Raw genomic sequence first — 18,728 nt, forward strand, 5'->3', positions numbered from 1 at the left:
CGCTCCGCCGGGTGGGGTGGGGGAGCGCCGTGGGGGTGCGGGGTGGTGGTCGGGGGCGGGCGAGTGGGGGCTTCTCGCGCGGTTCCCCGCGCCCCTTGAAAGACCAGCCCCCACCGGAGCCGCACCCGCCGACTCACCCGAACCCCCGAGCCATGACGCACCCGAACCCGCGAGCCAGGAGGCGCCACGTGGCAGGTTTCACAGGGCCGGGTGGGGCGACCGGCGCCTACCAGCCGGTAGCGATCGTTCATGATGAGCGCATGCTCAGGTTCATGCCCGTAGGCGACTCCATGACGATCGGGAGCGCGGGCGAACACACATGGCGCTTCCGGCTCTGGCAGCACCTGCGCACGACGCACGACGGCCCCTTCAAGATCGTCGGCCCGCGCGAGACGCTCTACGACAAGGCGACGGACACGCCGACGTCGTACGAGTACGCCGACACGGACCCGCGTTTCCCCCGCGCCCATCTCGCGGGCTGGGGCGAGGGGTGGCTGCACATGGCCCCGCTGATCGCCGACGCGATCCGCGCCCACCGCGCCAACGTCCTCCTCGTCTCCCTCGGCCTGATCGACCTGGGCTTCTACACCAACGCCGAGCAGACCGCCGAGAACACCCGCCGCTTCGTCGAGGCCGCCCGCGAGGCGAACCCGCACGTCCGCATGGTCCTCCTCCCGGTCACCCCGAACGTCCGTGCCGAGTCCGACGCCCCCTTCGCCGCCCAGGTCGCCCGCTTCAACGAACTCCTCGGCAAGACGGCCGCCGACCTGGACGAACCCCGCTCCCCCCTCCTCCTGGCCTCGCCACCCCCGTCGTACGACATCCACTGGGACACCTACGACGGAACCCACCCCAACGCCTCCGGCGAACACAAGATCGCGGCGACCTTCGCGAACGCGATGCACGAGGCGTGGGGGCTGGGGGGACCGTACGAGGAGTCGTGACAGACCGGTCGGCGTAGGCGGTGCGAAACAGTGGCCCTACTCGCTCTTCCTGGCCGTCACCAGTGCGAACGTCAGATACTCCCCCTCGTCCGCCTCCAGCATCTCCACGACCGCCTGATCGACGCCCCCGGACGGCGACGGCCTCCGCTCCACGCCCGCCCGCGCCCACAGCAACCAGTCCCGCCAGCCGTCCTCCTGGAGCCGTGCCGAGGTGACGTCGACCAGTTCGGTGACCGCCCACTGGAACCGCCACCACTCGGCGGTGTGCCAGGCGATGGCCTCCCAGCCGACGACGTCCTTGATGTGGGCCGGTATGAACCCGAGGTCGCGCACCTCCCGGGTCAGGGCCGGCGTGGCGACACCGAGCTGCCCGCCGGGCCGCAGGAAACGCACCAGGTACGGCAGATAGCTGTCCGCCGTCCCGAAGTACTCGAACGCGTCGACGCTGACGACGGCGTCGAAGCTCCCCTCCTCGAACGGCAGGGCGTGCGCTTCCGCCCGCACCGCCGTCACCCGGTCCCCCACCCCGGCCTCCTCGAAGACGGCCGCCGCCTCCTCCGCGGGGATCCACCAGTCCGCGGCGACCACCTCCACCCCGAACTCCCGCGCCAGGAACACGGAGGTCGCCCCCTTCCCCGACCCCAGGTCCAGCACCCGCATCCCGGGCCGGAGTTCGAGGTCCCCCACCAGGTCCTCCAACAGCCACAGCGGATTCGGCCCCATGTCGAGGTCGAGCAGCCAGGCCGGGTCGTAGGCGGAGGCGCGGGGGTAACGGTCGGGGCGGTGGAGGGCGGCGAGCGCGGTCGTGGTCATGGAAGCCGACCCAAACCGTTGGGACACCGGCCGCGCAAGGGAGTTTCGCCGTACCGACCGCGCCCAGGTCACCGTGCGTATCGTTGTACTGCGCAGCCGTCTTCGATCGAGGGGCGGCCGGGGAGGAACGCCACGATGACCGTCCTTGAAGACAGGATCGCGATGGCCGAGAGCGACAACGCGGCCGCCAGCGACCCCAGGTGCGCACCCACCAGACGCAGCACCTTCTCGTCCCCGGGCGTCAGCTGCTTGAGACGGGTCCGGACAGCCACACCACTCGGACCGGACACGACGAACGACGCCGCGACACTCCGCAGCTCACCCACCCCGTCACCCCCTGCCCGACCCCACCCGAAGAACCCGTCGCCATGAGAAACGAGCACCACCCGTAAAGGTCACGCATTCGATGCGAGAACGTCAGTTCCCTACCGAAACCCGCCCCCACGGCCGAGACACGCGACCCGGCACAGACCACCCACACTCACCCCCACTCACCAGAACGCTCCTGAACGCACTCCAGCGGCAGCAGCTCCAAACCCCTACGCGGGGAAGTGCCGGCTGTTCACCCAGCCCAAGGACGGCGACTACGTCAGCGACCTGTCCGTCACCTACGGCGGCGACGTCGACATGAGCACCACCCTCCTCGGCCTGGTCCTTCCGACCGCCGACTTCCCCCGAGGCTGACGGCGTCGTCCGCGGCCTCCCGGCTCGGGCGCTCCGCGCTTGATCGGTCGGCTCTCGCTCGCTTGGATGACCCGGTCGGACGTGACCCGCGCGGGCCGCGTCGAGCGGCGCGGCGGAGGCGGGGGCGGGGATGGCGCGGGGCGGTGGGCTGGGGCGGGACTTCCGGTGGTTGTGGGCGGCGTACTCGGTCAGTGCGTTCGGTACGCGGCTGTCGTTCGACGCGTTCCCCCTGATCGCGGTACTGGTCCTGCACGTCGGCCCGACCGAGGTCTCCGCGCTGGCGGCCACCGGCCTGGCGGTGGGCGCGGCCGTGGCCGTACCGCTGGGCCCCTGGGTGGAGTTCCGCCCCAAACGCCCGGTGATGATCACGATGGACCTGGTCCGCTGCGCGGCCCTGCTGACCGTCCCGGCGGCCTACGCCCTCGACCTGCTCACCTTCCCCCAGCTCCTCCTGGTGTCCGTGATCGTCGCCGTGGCCGACATCGCCTTCACCGCGGCGAGCGGCGCCTGTCTGAAGTCCCTGGTCCCGCCCGAGCACCTCGTCGCCGCCAACGGCCGCTTCGAGGCCACGACCTGGACCACCACCATGCTCGGCCCGCCTCTCGGCGGCGCCGCGATCGGCCTCTTCGGCCCGGTCACCACCCTGCTCACCGACGCGGCCAGCTACCTGCTCTCGGCAGCCGGCATCCGAGCGATCGGCGGCAAGGAACCGCACCCGGTACGCACCGCATCACCCACGCCACCGACGAAGCCCGCCGAGCCGACGGAGCCCGCCATGCCCGCGACGCCCGCCGAGCCGCCCCACCCCGCCAGGCCGACGGACCCCGCCGGGCCTGCGAGGCCCACCGAGCCCGCGAAGCCCACCGAGGCCACGGCACCCGCCATACCCGCACCACCCGCACCACCCATGACACCCGCGCGGTCCTCTCAACCCACGCAGCCCACGCAGGGCACGGCCGGCACAGACGGCACGGACGGCACGGCCGGCACACAGGGCAACGCCCCCCGCCCCACTCCCGCGCCCCGTCTCCGCCCCGGCGACCTCCTCGACGGCTGGCGGTACATCCTCCGCGACCCGGCCCTGCGTCCCCTCTTCCTCAACACCGTCCTGGTCAACGCCCTGATCATGGCGCCCGCACCCCTGCTGGTCATCCTCATGGTCGGCCAACTCGGCTTCGCCCCCTGGCAGTACGGCCTCGCCTTCGCCCTCCCGTGCGCCGGCGGCCTGATCGGCTCCCGCCTCTCCCGTCGGCTGGTCGCCCGGCACGGCCATCACAAGGTCATCCGGATCGCCGGAACCCTGCGGGTGTGCTGGCCGCTGGGGCTGGCGTTCATCGGCCCGGGACCCGCCGGCCTCGTCCTCGTCATGGTCGTCGAGCTCGGCCTGATCACCTGCATCAGCGTCTACAACCCCGTGCTGACCACCCAGCGCCTCACCCGGACCCCGCCGGACCGCGTCGTCCGCACCCTCACCGCCTGGTCCGTCACGGGCAAACTCACCACCGCCGCCATGACGGCCCTCTGGGGTCTCCTCGCCGCCCTCACCACCCCCCGCGCCGCGATCGCCGCCGCCGGCGTCCTCCTCCTGGCGACCCCGCTGTTCCTCCTCTCCTACCGCCGCCCGCCCGAGCCACCCCTCCCCCGGGGTCACCAGGACCGCCAGAACCCGCAGCCCCTCCCGAAGTGCTGAGGCCGAGCGCCGCCAGGAACGCCGAGGACGTGGGCGCCACCACCCGCCACTCGCACCGCCGGGGGTCCGTCCAGAACGCGCTGCCCCGACCCGGGGTCCGCCGGATCCGTGCGGTGGTCGAGCACGAGGGCCAGGCCGTCGCCCGGCCGCCGGTTGACCGCGCCGACGTACGCCTTCTCGACGGCCGGCCAGGGCAGCGCGACGAGGCCTCCCGCCTCTCAGCCCCCCGCCCCCTCGTTCGACGACGAAGGCGGCGCCTCCCCACCCGACGGCACCGCGTCCGGCTCCGCGAAGAACTGCCAGATGGTGATGATGGCGATGATCTGACCGATGAGATAGGCGACCTGGAGCGAGTAGTACCGCATTTGGTAGACGGACAGGAGAAGCCCCAACCGGGTCTGCCAGTAACGCCGTTCCCCCGCGAACGTGTCGAGATCGAGCGCGATCCCGGTGACGGTGAGGACGAAGAGCATCGTCAGGACGTACAACGCGACATTGGCCGCACTCTCCCGCATCAACCGGGCCACGAGCACGTCGAGACCCACCGGCACCGCGAAAGCCGTCGCGACCGGCAGCGCCTTGACCGCACCTCGCCGCCCCGGCAGCACGCGCCACAGCGCCCCCAGAACGAAGCCCGCCCCGGCGAACATGGCCGTCCAGGAGACGAGGGTGATCGCCAGGCTGGGGAAGCCGAGCAGGTCGTCGAGGGTGTTCTGCCAGCCCTCCCCTCGGATGCCCTCTGACCATGTGTTGAGGACTGCGGCCGGCATCCCCGGCACCAGGGCGAAACGGGCGCCGCGAACGCCATTGCCCCACCAGTCGTCGCGCGGCCCCAGGGCCAGGGCCACGTCGACCACGGACACCCTGGCGGGCAACCGGTCGGGGGCGGCGTCGGGGGCACTGTTCACCCGCCAGTCGTGCAGCTTCTTCAACCGCCTTTCCAGGGCGTCCCGTTTGGGAGGCACATCACCGAAGAGGCCTTGGTCGAGGCGGCGCAGTTCGGCGTGGATCTCACGGTAGGAACGGGCCTTATCCAGCAGTCTCCTGCGGGCGGCCGGACCCGCCGCCGTGGAACAGGGTCGTCTGGATATCTCGAAGGGCTGGGCGAGGACGGAACGGCGGGCGAGCAGTGCCGTGACCCCGAACAGGGCCAGCATGTAGAGGGGTATCCAGAGGAATTCGAGCAGGGCGTTGTCGAGATGGTTCTGGGTGTCCAGGCCGACTGCGAGCGGGAAGAAGACGAGGAGCGGGAGGCGGTCCGCCCAGTCGTGCAGGGGGGACAGAGCGGTGGAGTCGTGCCAAGTGCGGAGTACGGCGATCACGGCCAGGCTCGTGAGCAGCCGACCGTGATCGACGATGAGCCAGTCCTCGACGTTGGAGACCGACCAGAGCGCCTCCCAGAGGAAGCCTTCCCGGTGCGACTGTCCGAAGCCGCGATCCGTCCGGTCCATCAACCTGCTGCTCTGCTGCCAATTCTGCTCCTCCACGAGCGCGAAGCAGAGAGCCATGACCGAAGTGGCCACGAAGACCGAGGGGCCAGCGACCCGCATCCGGAATACGCGGTCCCGGCCGGGAAAACGACGGCTCTTCGGCAACAGCCGTCCGTCGGCCGCCAGTCTCCAAGCCGCCGCGGCGAAGCCCAGGAGAAGCAGGCCCACGAGGCAGAAGGAGTTGACGGTCTGCGACGCGACGGCGATCTCCAGAGCGCCGTATTCGGTCTCCCAGTTGACGGGCTTCTCCAGGGACGCCGCGATCACCACGTGCGGCACGATGCAGGCCAACGCCACGAGCGCGACCGCGAGGGCTGCCCAACGAACACGTCGCGGCGGGCGGGCGAAGCCGAACAACGCGCATGCTGATGCCCAGGCGAAGCCATGCTGAATCAGTTGCTGCTGCCCGAACTGCAGGTCCAGCCCCACGAAGCCCAGGTACCGCTCGACCAGATCATCGGCGGCGGCGAAGGTGCAGGAAGCGGCAGCGGTCAGAGTCCACCACTTCAGGTTGCTCAGCGCGCGCGACTGGAGATCGGTGGGTGTGCCAGGTCGCCCGCGGTAGCGCCGGACCGCCATCAGCAGCAGCGCGGAGTACGTGGACACCCAGAGCACCACACCGAGGAAGTCCAGCCCCTCGGCGATCGGGTGGCTGCTCCAGGCGGCCCAGGAGCGCTGCCAGGGCGGCCTGACCCAGACACTCACAGTGAGTTCTCCAGGAACCCCCGTCGGATCCGCCAGGTCGATACTCCGCTGCACCCGCCCTGGCCGCCAGACCAGAGCCGTGGACCCTTTGCCCTCCCTGATCTCGGGTTGAGCCCACTCGGCTCCGGGTCCGCCAGGATCGACCGTGATCTCGTCCCACCGGGCGCCCCACAGGGCGGGCGGCGGCATGAGTTGCACAGTCCACTGCTCTCTGGAGAGCGACCAGAACTGCCACAACCCCACCTGGGAGTACTGCCGTTGGTCGTCGACCCAGCCGTACGCCTCGTGGACAACCTCGATCCGGCCGTCCTTCGCCGTCACGATCGGGTGCCCGGCCAGCCGCTCCCACCAGCGCGGCTTCTCGGCATCGGCGCCGACGAGGCAGGACATCGCAGTGATGTACGGCCGACTGTCCGCGCTGAGCAGTAGGCCGTACGCCGGCGGCCAGGTCGCCGGAACATCGACCCTCAGCTCGGTGACGACCCTGGTGTACGTCCGGTTGTCGTGCTCCAGCCGCACCGAGGTGCCGACCTCGGCGCCGACGAGCCCGGCACTCTGACACGGGTCTTCCACCGCCCACGCGGCCCCCGGCGTGACCAGCGTGCACACCACGCACAACAGGCCGGTCAACACCGGTAGGACCCACCCGAACGCACGGCTTCTCACCACAGTCGTCCCCCCGAACGGCACCCGTGCCGGACATCATGACCGCCGAGCCCATCGGGGAAACGGTGCGGCGGTCAGAACATCGTGTTGTCGTTCGCCGCAGTCGCCGGAACGTCCTGGAGCACGTCCCAGTGTTCGACGATCTTCCCGTTCCGCACCCGGAACAGGTCGAGGACGGCCTGGCCGCGCTCGCCCGGCGCGTTGACGTAGTGGCTGTGGACGGCGACGAGGTCGCCCTCGGCGATGACGCGCTTGCGCGAGACGGTGAGGCCGGGGAACTGCTGGAAGTAGCCGCCCAGACCGGCCTCGGCCCCCGCCACGCCGTCGGCGATGTTCGAGTTGTGCTGGTGGTACTCGGGGCCCCAGTACTCGTCGAGCGCCGAGAGGTCCTTCCGCACCAGCAGCCGGTCGAACGCCTTGGTCACCAGCTTCTCGTTGTACGCGGTCAGCCAGGCCGGCCCCGGTGTACTGGTCCTCGGCCGGCTGACCGTGGAGAACATGTCGTTGCCGTTGGCCGAGGACTCCGGCACCTCCTGTGCCACGTCCCAGTGCTCCGCGATGCGCCCGCCCTGGAACCGGAAGATGTCGAAGACGGCGGAGCCCCGACTGCCGGGCGTCAGCACCACGTTGGAGTGCACGAGGACCAGGTCGCCCTGCGCGACGACCCGCTTGACGTCGTACTCGGCGTCCGGGAACTGCTGGTTCATCACCCCGGCGAGGCCCTTCAACGTCTCCGCCCCGTCCGGCGCGAGCGGGTTGTGCTGGATGTAGTCCGGCCGCACGTAACGGTCCACGACCGCCGTGTCCCCCTCCTCGAACACCCCCTTGAGGACGCGTACGGCGACAGCCTTCTGGTACCCGAGGCGCGCGGCATCGCCGTACGCGCTCCGCTCGGCGGCGGCCGTCGACGATGCCGCAGCCGATGCCGCAGCCGCTGCCGGGGCGGCGACGGCCGGGACGACGGCGACGGTCGAGGTGAGCGCGACGGCCGCGAGGGCGGCGACGAGGGCGCGGCGGGCAGGCGTGGTGGGGGTCACGATGCTCCCAAGTGGGTAACTTGAAGATTCAATATGATGCTTACCGAAGGAAAGCACTAACCGCGAGATAGCGTCAAGATCCCACCCACCCGGGCCGCCGCGGACCCGCCCCGCTTGCCTAGAGCGCACTCCACCGCCTTGGCTAAGGAGTCATGAAGTACACACAGCTCGGACGCACAGGACTCAAGGTCAGCCGACTGGTCCTCGGCACGATGAACTTCGGTCCGCAGACGGACGAAGCGGACAGCCACGCGATCATGGACGCGGCGCTGGATGCAGGCATCAACTTCTTCGATACCGCGAACGTGTATGGCTGGGGCGAGAACAAGGGCCGCACCGAGAGCATCATCGGCAACTGGTTCGCCAAGGGCGGCGAGCGCCGCGACAAGGTCGTGCTCGCGACCAAGGTCTACGGGAACATGGCGGCCTCCGCCGACTCCTGGCCCAACCACGACAAGCTCTCCGCGCTGAACATCCGGCGGGCCGTGGACGCCAGCCTCAAGCGGCTGCGGACGGACTACATCGACGTCTACCAGTTCCACCACATCGACCGGGCCACCCCCTTCGAGGAGATCTGGCAGGCCGTCGACGTCCTGGTCCAGCAGGGCAAGATCCTCTACGCCGGGTCCAGCAACTTCCCCGGCTACAAGATCGCCCAGGCCAACGAGACCGCCGCCCGCCGGGGCGGCACCATCGGCCTCGTCAGCGAGCAGTGCCTCTACAACCTCGCCGAGCGCCGCGCCGAGATGGAGGTCATCCCGGCCGCGCGGGAGTACGGCCTCGGAGTCATCCCCTGGTCACCGCTGCACGGCGGGCTGCTCGGCGGGGTCATCAGGAAGGAGGCCGAGGGCGGTCGCCGTACCTCCGGCCGCTCCGCCGACGCCCTCGCCGACAGCGCCGTACGCGCCCAGGTCCAGGCCTACGAGGACCTCCTCGACAAGCACGGCCTCGAACCGGGCGAGGCCGCCCTCGCCTGGCTCCTCACCCGCCCCGGCGTCACGGGCCCGATCGTCGGCCCGCGCACGGCCCAGCAACTGCAATCCGCGATCCGCGCGGCCGAGCTGGACCTGAGCGACGAGCTCCTGACCTCCCTGGACGAGATCTTCCCGGGCCCGGGCCCGTCGCCGGAGGCCTTCGCCTGGTGAGCGTCGGCCGCTCGCCCGCTGCTTGACCGGCGGCACCACCCGCTGCTTCCAGGGGCGCGGGGAACTGCGCGACAAGCCCCCACCGGGCCTCATGTCCGGTACGGGCCTTATTCGGTACGGGCCTCAGGTCCGGTACGGGCCTCAGGTTCGGTACGGGCCTCAGGTCCGGTACGGGCCTCAGGTTCGGTACGGGCCTCAGGTCCGGTACGGTCCGCAGTTCCCCGGCAGGCGCCGGCACGCGACGGCTACTTGCCGAGCGCCGCCGAGAGAGCGACCACCACGAACATCAGCACAAGCACACCGGCCATGATCCGGTTACGGGTCTTCGGGTCCACGCCACCGAGCCTAACCGGCGGCCCGAACGGTCATCCGGCCGCCCCAAGGCCCCACCGCCCGACCGCCTCGTACCGCGGCTGCTCCCCCGCCACGCCGGACGTCGGCAGATCGCTGCGCACCAACGCGAGGTCGGCCACCGTCCACGGACGCCCGGCGAAGGCGTCGAGGACGGCGACGAACGGCCGTACGTCGAAGTCCTCGCGGCTGCGGGCCACGGTCAGGTGGGGCGTGTACCGGCGGTGCTCCCCCATCGGCACCCCGGCCTTGCGCGCCGCCGCCTCCGCGCGGTCGGCCAGCAGCCGCAGGGCGCCGAGGTCCCCCTCGGCCCCCGCCCACAACGCCCGGCCGTGCCCGAACTGCCCGCCACCGCGCACCGCCAGCGGAAACGGCTCACTCCGCCGCGCGGCCCGCTCCAGCCGCCGTGACAGCTCCGGTACGACGTCCTCGTCGACCTCTCCGTAGAAGGCGAGCGTGAAGTGCCAGCCGGGCGACGCGGTCCAACGCAACCGGTCCGCACCGGCCAGACCCTTCAACTCCCCCATCACCGAGCCGAGTTCATCGACGACCTCGGCGGGCGGAAGCACAGCGGCGAACAGTCTCATGCCCGCCACCTTCCCAGGTGGCCGGATCACCTGGCGACCACCGCGCCCCGAAAGGGGGAGCGGGAAACCGCCCGACCGACCACCACGTACCGCAGCCGCCCGCCCGACCGACCACGACGCCGCCGCAGCCGCCCGACCACCACGACGCCGCAGCCGCCCGGCGGTGCTTCGCGGCACCTGCGTAGGCGTCACGGCTGCCCCCGGCGGAGCGCCACCGCTCAGACCGGTACCGACCTCGGTTCGTCGGCCCGCTTCCGGGACAGGACCCGCACCCGTGGGTGCCCCTGGTTCCATCCCACCGACAGCCGCATCCCACCGGCCCTGACGAGGATCAGGCCCACGACGACCGCGGCGACCACGGAGACGACACCGCCGGCGACGAAGCCGATCCGGGCGCCGTACGCGTCGGTGGCCCAGCCCGCGATCGGCGCGCCCAGAGGCGTACCGCCCAGGAAGACCATCATGTAGAGGGCCATGACGCGGCCGCGCATCGCAGGGTCGGTGCCCATCTGGATGGCCGTGTTGGTGGTGACGTTCACGGTCAGGCCGAACATCCCTATCGGCACCATGAGCAGGGCGAAGATCCAGTACGACGGGGCCAGCGCGGCCATGATCTCCAGCAGGCCGAAGGCGAGCGCGCCCCCGATCAGCACGCGCAGCCGGGCGGTGCCGCGGCGGGCCGCGAGCAGGGCACCGGCGACGGAGCCGACCGCCATGAGCGTGTTGAAGAGGCTGTACGCGCCGGCGTCGGCGTGGAACACGTCGTCCGCGTACGCCGACAGCCAGACGGGGAAGTTGAAGCCGAAGGTGCCGATGAAGCCGACGAGGACGATGGGCCAGAGCAGTTCGGGGCGGCCGGCCACATAGCGCAGGCCCTCACGGAGCTGGCCCTTGGCGCGGGGGGCGCGGCGGACGGGGTGCAGCTCGCGGGTCCGCATCAGCAGCAGACCGGTGAGGGGGGCGACGAAGGAGAGGCCGTTGTAGAGGAAGGCCCAGCCCGAGCCGACGGTGGTGATCAGCACACCGGCGACGGCGGGGCCGACCAGACGGGCCGACTGGAAGTTCGCCGAGTTGAGGCTGACCGCGTTCTGGAGCTGGCCGGGGCCGACCATCTCCGACACGAACGACTGCCGGGCCGGGTTGTCGACCACGGTGGCCATGCCCACGGCGAAGGCGGCCACGTACACGTGCCACACCTGGACCTGCCCGGAGAGCGTCAGCGCGGCGAGCGCCAGCCCCGTGACCGCCATCGACGTCTGTGTCAGGAACAGCAGCCGCCTCTTGGGGAACCGGTCGACCAGCACCCCGCCGTACAGGCCGAACAGCAGCATCGGCAGGAACTGCAGCGCCATCGTCACCCCGACGGCCGTCGACGATCCCGTCAGGCTCAGTACCAGCCAGTCCTGCGCGATCCGCTGCATCCAGGTGCCGATGTTCGACACGACCTGCCCGACGAAGAACAGCCGGTAGTTCCGAACCCGCAACGACCGGAACATGGAGACGCGTTCACGGGTGGCGGGGGACTCGGCGGTGTCCGACGAGGAATCGACGGCGCCCGGCGAAGAGTCGGGGGCGGTCACCGACGGGCCGGAGCCAACGGCAGAAGCAGAGGCAGCGGCAGAGGCAGGGGGCGAGGAGAGGGGAGCGCTCACCGGCAGGCCGGGGGCCTGAGCGGGGCCGGGGCCGGGGCCGGCGACAGCCCCGGACGGCCCCTCGGCCGTCGGCTCGGCGGCTCGCGCGAGCGGAAGGGCGTCGGATCCAGCGGCCGGTTCGACAGGCGTCGGCGCCCCGGACTTCCCCGGACCGGCGCCCCTCGCCTGCACCGGGCAGACGGCCTCCGGCGGAACCGAAGCGGCGGCGCCACGCTTCTCCGCACCGGCGGCAGCGGACACCACCAGGGCGCCGGGCTCCGCCTTCACCAGGCGAGCGGCGTCCCCGATCGCCCTGCCGACGGGCGTCTTCCCCGAACCGGCGGCATCGGACACCACCAAAGCGCCGGGCTCCGGCATCACGAGGCGGGCGGCATCCCCGTTCGGCTTGCCGACGGGCGTCTTCCCCAGGCCGACGGCGTTCGGCGTCGGTGGAGGGACTGCGGCTCGGTGCGGCGGGCCGGTGGTATCCGGCGGCGCTTCCGGTGCGTCGGGGGTCGGCGGGGGCTCGTGGGCGGTCGGGGGTGCGGGGACGGAAGGTGTTCCGGGGCCCGTACTCAAAAGGGCTCGCCTCCTTGCGTGAAACGCGGGTGTGTCCTGCGGTTGTGTAAGCCTCACCGCTCCTGTTCTGTCTGCTGGTTTTCACGTCGGCCCATGCACGCCCCCCGACGGCGCACGGGCTGCAGGCCGGGGCGCACCGGCGGCCGATCCGGCGTACCCCCAGGGCTCCGGCGCACCCGGCGGCCGGGCGCGGGGTCAGAGATGGGCGAGCTTCTCCAGCACCGGCGCGGCGGCGCGGAGCTTCTCCCACTCGTCCTCGCCGAGGCCCTCGACGAGGGAGGCGAGGAACGCGTTGCGCTTGCGGCGGCTCTCCTCCAACATCGCCTCGGCCCGCTCGGTCTGGGTGACCACCTTCTGCCGCCGGTCCTCGGGATGCGGCTCCAGCTTCACCAGCCCCTTGCTCTCCAGCAGGGCGACGATGCGGGTCATCGACGGCGGCTGCACATGCTCCTTGCGGGCCAGCTCACCGGGGGTGGCGGTGCCGCAGCGGGCGAGTGTGCCGAGGACCGACATCTCGGTCGGGCTCAGCGACTCGTCGACCCGCTGGTGCTTGAGCCGACGGGACAGGCGCATCACGGCGGAACGGAGGGCGTTCACAGCGGCCTCGTCGTCGCCATGGTTCAGGTCAGGCATGTTCTTTAGCGTAACTCATTACTCTCGCTAAAGACCACCGGAACTCCACAGCTGTGCCCGTGAGCCCCGCCACTCATACCGATACCGGCACCGACATCACTCATATGAGTGACTAGTACGCAGAACATGACACGACAGACCAGAGCACACCTGACCCTCGTACATATGGGGACCACTGTGCTCAGCCTGCGGATAGACGAGGAGCTGCTCGAACGGCTCCGGACCCACGCGGCGAAAAGGGGAATGAGCGTCCAGGACTACGTGATCGGGACGCTCATCCGGGACGACTTCGACGAGCGGTTCCAGACCGCCGTCGACGAGACGGAGAAGTTCTACGGGGTGACGTGAGCAACCCGGGCGACGAAAGCGACGAAAGGAACCCGGGTGCCGCTCACGTCAGCCCCAGCGCCGGCATCAGGTAGTAGAAACCGAAGACCGCCGACACCACGTACATCGCGACCGGCACCTCGCGCCCGCGGCCCGCGGCCAGGCGCAGGACGACGAAGGTGATGAAGCCCATGCCGATGCCGTTGGTGATCGAGTAGGTGAACGGCATCATCACCATCGTCACGAAGGCCGGGATCGCGATCGTGTAGTCCGCCCAGTCGATCTCGCGGACGGAGTTCGCGAGGATCAGGAAGCCGACCGCGAGCAGCGCCGGGGTGGCCGCCTGGGAGGGGACCATCGTGGCGACCGGCGTCAGGAACAGCGCGACGGCGAAGAGGGCGCCCGTGACGACGTTCGCGAAGCCGGTGCGCGCCCCCTCACCCACACCCGCCGTCGATTCCACGAAGCAGGTCGTGGCCGACGAGGAGCTCGCGCCACCGGCGGCGACGGCGATGCCGTCGACGAACAGAACCTTGTTGATGCCCGGCATCTGACCGTCCGCGTCGGTCAGCTCGGCCTCGTCGCCGACGCCCATGATCGTGCCCATCGCGTCGAAGAAGCACGACAGCAGGACCGTGAAGACGAACAGGACACCGGTCAGCACGCCGACCTTCGAGAAGCCGCCGAAGAGGCTGACCTCACCGAGCAGCCCGAAATCGGGGCTCGCGACCGGGTTGCCGGGCCACGTCGGCGTCGTCAGACCCCAGGAGCCCGCGGGCAGGTCGGCGGCGGCCTCGATGACGACCGCGAGCAGCGTCATCGCGACGATCGAGAGGAGGATCGCGCCCGGCACCTTGCGCACGATCAGCGCGAGCGTCAGCAGCGCGCCGAGGACGAAGACGAGCACCGGCCAGCCGTCGAGATGCCCGCTCGCGCCCAGCTGGAGCGGCACGGTGGTCCGGGCGACGTCCGGGATACGGGTGACGAAGCCGGAGTCGACCAGCCCGATCAGCATGATGAACAGGCCGATACCGATGGAGATGCCCTTGCGCAGGCTCAGCGGCACGGCGTTCATCACGCGCTCCCGCAGCCCCGTCGCCACCAGCAGCATCACGATGAAGCCGGCCAGCACGACCATGCCCATCGCGTCCGGCCACGACATGCGCGGGGCGAGCTGGAGGGCGACGACCGTGTTCACGCCGAGCCCCGCCGCCAGCGCGATCGGCACATTGCCGATGACACCCATCAGGAGGGTGGTGAAGGCGGCGGTGACCGCGGTCGCGGTGACCAGCTGGCCGTAGTCCAGCTGATGCCCGTACATGTCCTTCGCGCTGCTCAAGATGATCGGGTTCAGCACGATGATGTACGCCATCGCGAAGAAGGTGGCGAAACCGCCCCGGATCTCGCGCGACAGCGTGCTGCCGCGCTCCGTGATCCGAAAGTAGCGGTCGAGGGAGCTGGAACCCTGCGGGGACATACGAGACCTCACCCCCAACAGGTCTCGCACACCGTTGGAGTTTTCTACGAACAGAAGTGGCCAAACAGAAACCGTTTCAGTATGAACATATGATGCAGGGAATGCCATCTCCGCGCGTAGACCCGTCCGCCTCGTAAGCTGTGCCCATGGCGAAGTGGATCCCCAAGCACGAGGCACCGGAGCCCCTGGAGGGGCCGATCGTGCCGACCATCATCGGTGGCACGATCCTGTGGCTCGTCCTCTTCGTCGTCCAGCTCCCCTTCTACGGCTGGTACGAGGACCACGGGCACACCTGGTGGGTGTGGACCTGCCTGGCGGGCGGCGGGCTCGGGTTCATCGGCATCTACTACGTACGCAGACGGGACGCGGCCATCAAGCGGGACGCGGAGCGCAAGGCCGCCGCCGAGGCCGACACCGACACCGACGCCACCGACGTGACGCCGGTCGAGTAGGCGCCCCCTGCTGAAGCCGGTCACCGGAGGCCGCGCCACCAGACCCCCGCCGCCGGGCCTTCGGCCTCGCCCCCGACCGCGGACGCGGAGCGCCGGACGCCGGACGCCGGACGCCGGACGCCGGACGCCGGACGGACTGAACGGGCCGAACGGGTCGAACGGACTGAACGGGCCGAACGGACTGAAGGAGCGGTGGTGTACGACCACGGCATCACGGCGTCCTCTCCCCGCTCCTCCCCAGGTCGGATCTTTCGCGCACTCGGCGGGTGAACCCCCAAATCCGCACGTACCGTCGAATGCATGACGCACATCGACGCGGGCACCGACCTCGATCCTGTGCACCCCACCACCGCCCCGGCCACGGCACACACGGGCCGGGCGCGCGGTCTCACGGCCGCCGAGGTGGCCGGACGAGTGGCCCGCGGCGAGGTGAACGACGTACCCGTACGGAGCAGCCGCTCCACGGTGGACATCGTCCGCGCGAACGTCTTCACCCGGTTCAACGCGATCATCGGCGTGCTCTGGGTGATCATGCTGTTCGTGGCGCCGTTCCAGGACAGCCTCTTCGGCTACGTGATCCTCGCCAACACGGGCATCGGCATCATCCAGGAGTGGCGGGCGAAGAAGACCCTCGACTCCCTCGCGGTGATCGGCGAGGCGAGGCCGACGGTCCGGCGGGACGGGGTCGCCGTGTCGGTCGGCACCTCCGACCTCGTCCTCGGAGACGTCATCGAGATCGGCCCCGGCGACAAGATCGTCGTCGATGGGGAGTGCGTCGAGACCGACGGCCTGGAGATCGACGAGTCGCTGCTCACCGGCGAGGCCGACCCGGTCGTCAAGCAGCCCGGCGACCAGGTGATGTCGGGCAGTTTCGTGGTCGCGGGCGGCGGCGCGTTCACCGCGACGAAGGTGGGCCGGGAGGCCTACGCGGCCCAGCTGGCCGAGGAGGCGAGCCGCTTCACCCTCGTCCACTCGGAACTCCGCTCCGGCATCTCCACCATCCTCAAGTACGTCACGTGGATGATGATCCCGACCGCGATCGGCCTGATCATCAGCCAGCTGGTCGTGAAGGAGAACGACTTCAAGGACTCCGTCGCCCGCACGGTCGGCGGCATCGTGCCGATGGTCCCCGAGGGTCTCGTCCTCCTCACCTCCGTCGCCTTCGCGATCGGGGTGATCCGCCTCGGCCGCAAGCAGTGCCTGGTCCAGGAGCTGCCGGCCATCGAGGGCCTGGCCCGCGTCGACACTGTCTGCCTCGACAAGACGGGCACCCTCACCGAGGGCGGCATGGACGTCACCGAGGTGCGCTCCCTCAACGGCGCGGACGAGTCGTACGTACGCAAGGTCCTCGGCGCCCTCGGCGAATCGGACCCCCGCCCGAACGCCTCCCTCCAGGCCGTCGTCGACGCCTACCCGGACAGCGAGGACTGGCGCTGCACCGAGTCGCTGCCCTTCTCCTCGGCCCGCAAGTACAGCGGCGCGTCCTTCAGCGAGGGCGACGGCGAGACCAGCACCTGGCTGCTCGGCGCCCCCGACGTCCTCCTCCCCGACGGCGACCCGGCCCTCACCGATACCGAACACCTGAACGAGGAGGGGCTACGGGTGCTCCTGCTGGCCCGGGTGACCCGGGAGCTGGACGACCCCGAGGTCGCGACCGGCGCGCACCCCACGGCCCTCGTCGTCCTCGAACAACGGCTGCGCCCCGACGCCTCCGACACCCTCCGCTACTTCGAGGAACAGAACGTACGGGCGAAGGTCATCTCCGGCGACAACGCGGTGTCGGTCGGCGCGGTGGCCGGAAAACTGGGCCTCACCGGCGAGGTCGTCGACGCCCGCCGGCTCCCCGCCGAACGCGACGACATGGCGCGGGCCCTCGACTCCGGCACGGTCTTCGGCCGGGTCACCCCGCAGCAGAAGCGGGACATGGTCGGCGCGCTCCAGTCCCACGGCCACACGGTCGCGATGACCGGGGACGGCGTGAACGACGTCCTGGCCCTCAAGGACGCCGACATCGGTGTGGCGATGGGCTCGGGCTCGGAGGCCACCAGGGCCGTCGCCCAGATCGTCCTCCTCAACAACAGCTTCGCGACGCTGCCGTCGGTGGTCGCGGAGGGCCGCCGGGTGATCGGCAACATCACCCGCGTCGCGACCCTCTTCCTGGTGAAGACGGTCTACTCGGTGCTCCTCGCCGTCCTGGTGGCCTGCTGGCAGGTGGAGTACCCCTTCCTCCCCCGCCACCTGACCCTGCTCTCGACCCTGACGATCGGCGTCCCGGCCTTCTTCCTCGCCCTGGCCCCCAACAAGGAACGCGCGCGACCCCACTTCGTACGCCGGGTGATGCGGTACGCGATCCCGGGCGGCGTACTGGCGGCCCTGGCCACCTTCGCCACGTATCTGATCGCCCGTCACCACTACGCGGGCGAGGGCTCGTTGGAGGCGGAGACCAGCGCCTCCACCCTCACCCTCTTCCTGATCTCCATGTGGGTGCTGGCCATCATCGCCCGCCCGTACACCTGGTGGCGCCTGGGCCTCGTCGCCGCGATGGGCGCCGGCTTCCTGGTGGTCCTCGTCGTCCCCTGGCTGCAGGACTTCTTCGCCCTGCGGCTGGTGGGGACGGCGATGCCGTGGACCGCGGTCGCCGTCGCGGCGGGGGCGTCGGCCGTACTGGAGTTCCTGTGGAGGTGGGTGGACCGCCGCTTCCCGGCGTAGGGCCTACGGCCCCGCAGGACGTACGACCCCCGCAGGACGTACGGCCCGCGCAGGACGTACGGCCCGCGTCGGAAACCGGACGCTCCCCGTCGGCGTCCTCGCCTCCGACCGACCTCGTTGGGGCCGCGCCGTCGCGTCACCGACTTCGAGCGGCTTCGAGCGGCATCGCGAGGCGGCACAGGGAGGGGAGAGACAGCGCATGAACCCGTATCAGCAGGTGGAGTTCCACGCCCCGTGCGGACACCTGATCTCGGCTCCGGCCGATCGTGTCGGGCAGGACGTCCGTTGCCCGCACTGCCACCAGGTGGTCCGGGTCCCGGCACCCGACGTTCCGTACGCCTCGCCGGTCCCCGTACCGGCCGGCGCCATCGAGCCGGCCGCCCTGACCGCGATCTACGTGACCGCGCTGATCGGCGGCCTCCTGGGCGCCGGTCTCGTCTATCTGGTCATGTTCGACGAGTTCTCGGAGTCCGAGCTGGTCACGATCACACCGCTGTGGTTCTTCCCCATCGTCTTCGGCCTGTACGGCTTCGCCTCCCAGCGACTGCTGCGCCGCATCTCCACCGGCCGCGCGAGAACCCTCGGCGAAGCCGCACGCGTGTCCATCGACGTGGCCGGCCACTGGGCGGCCCTGGTGCTCTTCCCGTTCCTGGTGCTGAAGTGGCGCAGTTCCCTGCTCGTGTCGCTGGCGGCGGCCCTCTTCTGGGCCGTGCTGCTGTGGCTCTTCTTCGCGCTGCTCTTCCCGAGCCTCTGACAGCGCCGAAGCGCCGGTAACCGTCCCCTGACGACTTCTTACGAGAAAGGCGCC

Annotated in this window: 15 protein-coding genes; 7 read left to right on the plus strand and 8 right to left on the minus strand. The window is 70.6% G+C overall.

What is annotated here, in order from left to right:
- The first annotated feature begins 260 nt into the window (after nucleotides 1–260).
- Complete coding sequence (locus OG272_RS22755; RefSeq protein ID WP_327729059.1) at nucleotides 261–944, plus strand: GDSL-type esterase/lipase family protein; 684 nt, start codon at nucleotides 261–263, stop codon at nucleotides 942–944.
- A 36-nt stretch (nucleotides 945–980) separates the two neighbouring features.
- On the opposite strand, the gene OG272_RS22760 is transcribed toward OG272_RS22755, so the two are convergent.
- Nucleotides 981–1,757: a methyltransferase domain-containing protein gene (locus OG272_RS22760; protein WP_327729058.1), complete on the minus strand. Its 777-nt coding sequence runs from the start codon at nucleotides 1,755–1,757 to the stop codon at nucleotides 981–983.
- A 68-nt stretch (nucleotides 1,758–1,825) separates the two neighbouring features.
- Nucleotides 1,826–2,029 carry a hypothetical protein gene (locus tag OG272_RS22765; RefSeq protein ID WP_405896149.1) on the minus strand — a complete coding sequence of 68 codons (204 nt, stop codon included), beginning with the start codon at nucleotides 2,027–2,029 and terminating at the stop codon, nucleotides 1,826–1,828.
- A gap of 542 nt (nucleotides 2,030–2,571) precedes the next feature.
- Between OG272_RS22765 and OG272_RS22770 the strand changes: the two genes are divergently transcribed.
- Nucleotides 2,572–4,131, plus strand: coding sequence for an MFS transporter (locus tag OG272_RS22770; protein WP_405894664.1), 1,560 nt, complete (start codon nucleotides 2,572–2,574; stop codon nucleotides 4,129–4,131).
- Nucleotides 4,132–4,349: 218 nt separating this feature from the next.
- Here the strand turns inward: OG272_RS22770 and OG272_RS22775 are convergent, their stop codons facing one another.
- Together OG272_RS22775 and OG272_RS22780 are read right to left on the minus strand one after the other, a co-directional pair.
- Complete coding sequence (locus tag OG272_RS22775; RefSeq protein WP_327729056.1) at nucleotides 4,350–6,956, minus strand: DUF6185 family protein; 2,607 nt, start codon at nucleotides 6,954–6,956, stop codon at nucleotides 4,350–4,352.
- A gap of 110 nt (nucleotides 6,957–7,066) precedes the next feature.
- The gene (locus tag OG272_RS22780; protein WP_327729055.1) at nucleotides 7,067–8,029 is read right to left on the minus strand and encodes a nuclear transport factor 2 family protein; all 963 of its coding nucleotides are present in this window, start codon (nucleotides 8,027–8,029) and stop codon (nucleotides 7,067–7,069) included.
- A 152-nt stretch (nucleotides 8,030–8,181) separates the two neighbouring features.
- On the opposite strand from OG272_RS22780, the gene OG272_RS22785 reads away from it, so the two are divergent.
- Nucleotides 8,182–9,174 carry an aldo/keto reductase gene (locus OG272_RS22785; RefSeq protein ID WP_327729054.1) on the plus strand — a complete coding sequence of 331 codons (993 nt, stop codon included), beginning with the start codon at nucleotides 8,182–8,184 and terminating at the stop codon, nucleotides 9,172–9,174.
- A gap of 365 nt (nucleotides 9,175–9,539) precedes the next feature.
- Here OG272_RS22785 and thpR read toward each other — a convergent pair whose 3' ends face one another.
- The 3 genes from thpR to OG272_RS22800 all read right to left on the minus strand — a co-directional run bounded on the left by thpR (nucleotide 9,540) and on the right by OG272_RS22800 (nucleotide 12,955).
- Nucleotides 9,540–10,112: an RNA 2',3'-cyclic phosphodiesterase gene (gene thpR, locus OG272_RS22790; RefSeq protein WP_405894666.1), complete on the minus strand. Its 573-nt coding sequence runs from the start codon at nucleotides 10,110–10,112 to the stop codon at nucleotides 9,540–9,542.
- 218 nt (nucleotides 10,113–10,330) lie between these two features.
- Complete coding sequence (locus tag OG272_RS22795) at nucleotides 10,331–11,608, minus strand: MFS transporter (RefSeq protein WP_405896060.1); 1,278 nt, start codon at nucleotides 11,606–11,608, stop codon at nucleotides 10,331–10,333.
- 909 nt (nucleotides 11,609–12,517) lie between these two features.
- On the minus strand, nucleotides 12,518–12,955 hold the full coding sequence (locus OG272_RS22800; protein ID WP_326581917.1) for a MarR family transcriptional regulator: 438 nt from the start codon (nucleotides 12,953–12,955) through the stop codon (nucleotides 12,518–12,520).
- Between the two features lie 165 nt (nucleotides 12,956–13,120).
- On the opposite strand from OG272_RS22800, the gene OG272_RS22805 reads away from it, so the two are divergent.
- Nucleotides 13,121–13,303: a ribbon-helix-helix protein, CopG family gene (locus OG272_RS22805; protein WP_033525916.1), complete on the plus strand. Its 183-nt coding sequence runs from the start codon at nucleotides 13,121–13,123 to the stop codon at nucleotides 13,301–13,303.
- A gap of 43 nt (nucleotides 13,304–13,346) precedes the next feature.
- Here the strand turns inward: OG272_RS22805 and OG272_RS22810 are convergent, their stop codons facing one another.
- Entirely contained in the window at nucleotides 13,347–14,759 is a 1,413-nt protein-coding gene (locus OG272_RS22810; RefSeq protein WP_405894668.1) for an NCS2 family permease, read from the minus strand.
- A gap of 146 nt (nucleotides 14,760–14,905) precedes the next feature.
- Here OG272_RS22810 and OG272_RS22815 point away from each other — a divergent pair, with 146 nt between their 5' ends.
- The 3 genes from OG272_RS22815 to OG272_RS22825 all read left to right on the plus strand — a co-directional run bounded on the left by OG272_RS22815 (nucleotide 14,906) and on the right by OG272_RS22825 (nucleotide 18,674).
- A complete protein-coding gene (locus OG272_RS22815) occupies nucleotides 14,906–15,211 on the plus strand; it encodes a DUF2530 domain-containing protein (protein ID WP_327729049.1) in 306 nt (101 codons plus the stop codon).
- 300 nt (nucleotides 15,212–15,511) lie between these two features.
- Nucleotides 15,512–17,920, plus strand: coding sequence for an HAD-IC family P-type ATPase (locus OG272_RS22820; RefSeq protein WP_328223431.1), 2,409 nt, complete (start codon nucleotides 15,512–15,514; stop codon nucleotides 17,918–17,920).
- A 199-nt stretch (nucleotides 17,921–18,119) separates the two neighbouring features.
- Nucleotides 18,120–18,674: a hypothetical protein gene (locus OG272_RS22825; protein WP_405894671.1), complete on the plus strand. Its 555-nt coding sequence runs from the start codon at nucleotides 18,120–18,122 to the stop codon at nucleotides 18,672–18,674.
- Nucleotides 18,675–18,728 lie beyond the last annotated feature (54 nt).

Origin of the sequence: Streptomyces sp. NBC_00104, assembly GCF_045160825.1 — a bacterium.
GTDB lineage: Bacteria > Actinomycetota > Actinomycetes > Streptomycetales > Streptomycetaceae > Streptomyces.

What these genes read in the sequence shown, in the direction of transcription:
- OG272_RS22800 (WP_326581917.1), bottom strand. Translation starts at nt 12,955, where the DNA reads ATGCCTGACCTGAACCATGGCGACGACGAGGCCGCTGTGAACGCCCTC.
- OG272_RS22755 (WP_327729059.1), top strand. Translation starts at nt 261, where the DNA reads ATGCTCAGGTTCATGCCCGTAGGCGACTCCATGACGATCGGGAGCGCG.
- OG272_RS22810 (WP_405894668.1), bottom strand. Translation starts at nt 14,759, where the DNA reads ATGTCCCCGCAGGGTTCCAGCTCCCTCGACCGCTACTTTCGGATCACG.
- OG272_RS22825 (WP_405894671.1), top strand. Translation starts at nt 18,120, where the DNA reads ATGAACCCGTATCAGCAGGTGGAGTTCCACGCCCCGTGCGGACACCTG.
- OG272_RS22820 (WP_328223431.1), top strand. Translation starts at nt 15,512, where the DNA reads ATGACGCACATCGACGCGGGCACCGACCTCGATCCTGTGCACCCCACC.
- OG272_RS22770 (WP_405894664.1), top strand. Translation starts at nt 2,572, where the DNA reads ATGGCGCGGGGCGGTGGGCTGGGGCGGGACTTCCGGTGGTTGTGGGCG.
- OG272_RS22795 (WP_405896060.1), bottom strand. Translation starts at nt 11,608, where the DNA reads ATGTTCCGGTCGTTGCGGGTTCGGAACTACCGGCTGTTCTTCGTCGGG.
- OG272_RS22805 (WP_033525916.1), top strand. Translation starts at nt 13,121, where the DNA reads ATGGGGACCACTGTGCTCAGCCTGCGGATAGACGAGGAGCTGCTCGAA.
- OG272_RS22815 (WP_327729049.1), top strand. Translation starts at nt 14,906, where the DNA reads ATGGCGAAGTGGATCCCCAAGCACGAGGCACCGGAGCCCCTGGAGGGG.
- OG272_RS22760 (WP_327729058.1), bottom strand. Translation starts at nt 1,757, where the DNA reads ATGACCACGACCGCGCTCGCCGCCCTCCACCGCCCCGACCGTTACCCC.
- thpR (WP_405894666.1), bottom strand. Translation starts at nt 10,112, where the DNA reads ATGAGACTGTTCGCCGCTGTGCTTCCGCCCGCCGAGGTCGTCGATGAA.
- OG272_RS22785 (WP_327729054.1), top strand. Translation starts at nt 8,182, where the DNA reads ATGAAGTACACACAGCTCGGACGCACAGGACTCAAGGTCAGCCGACTG.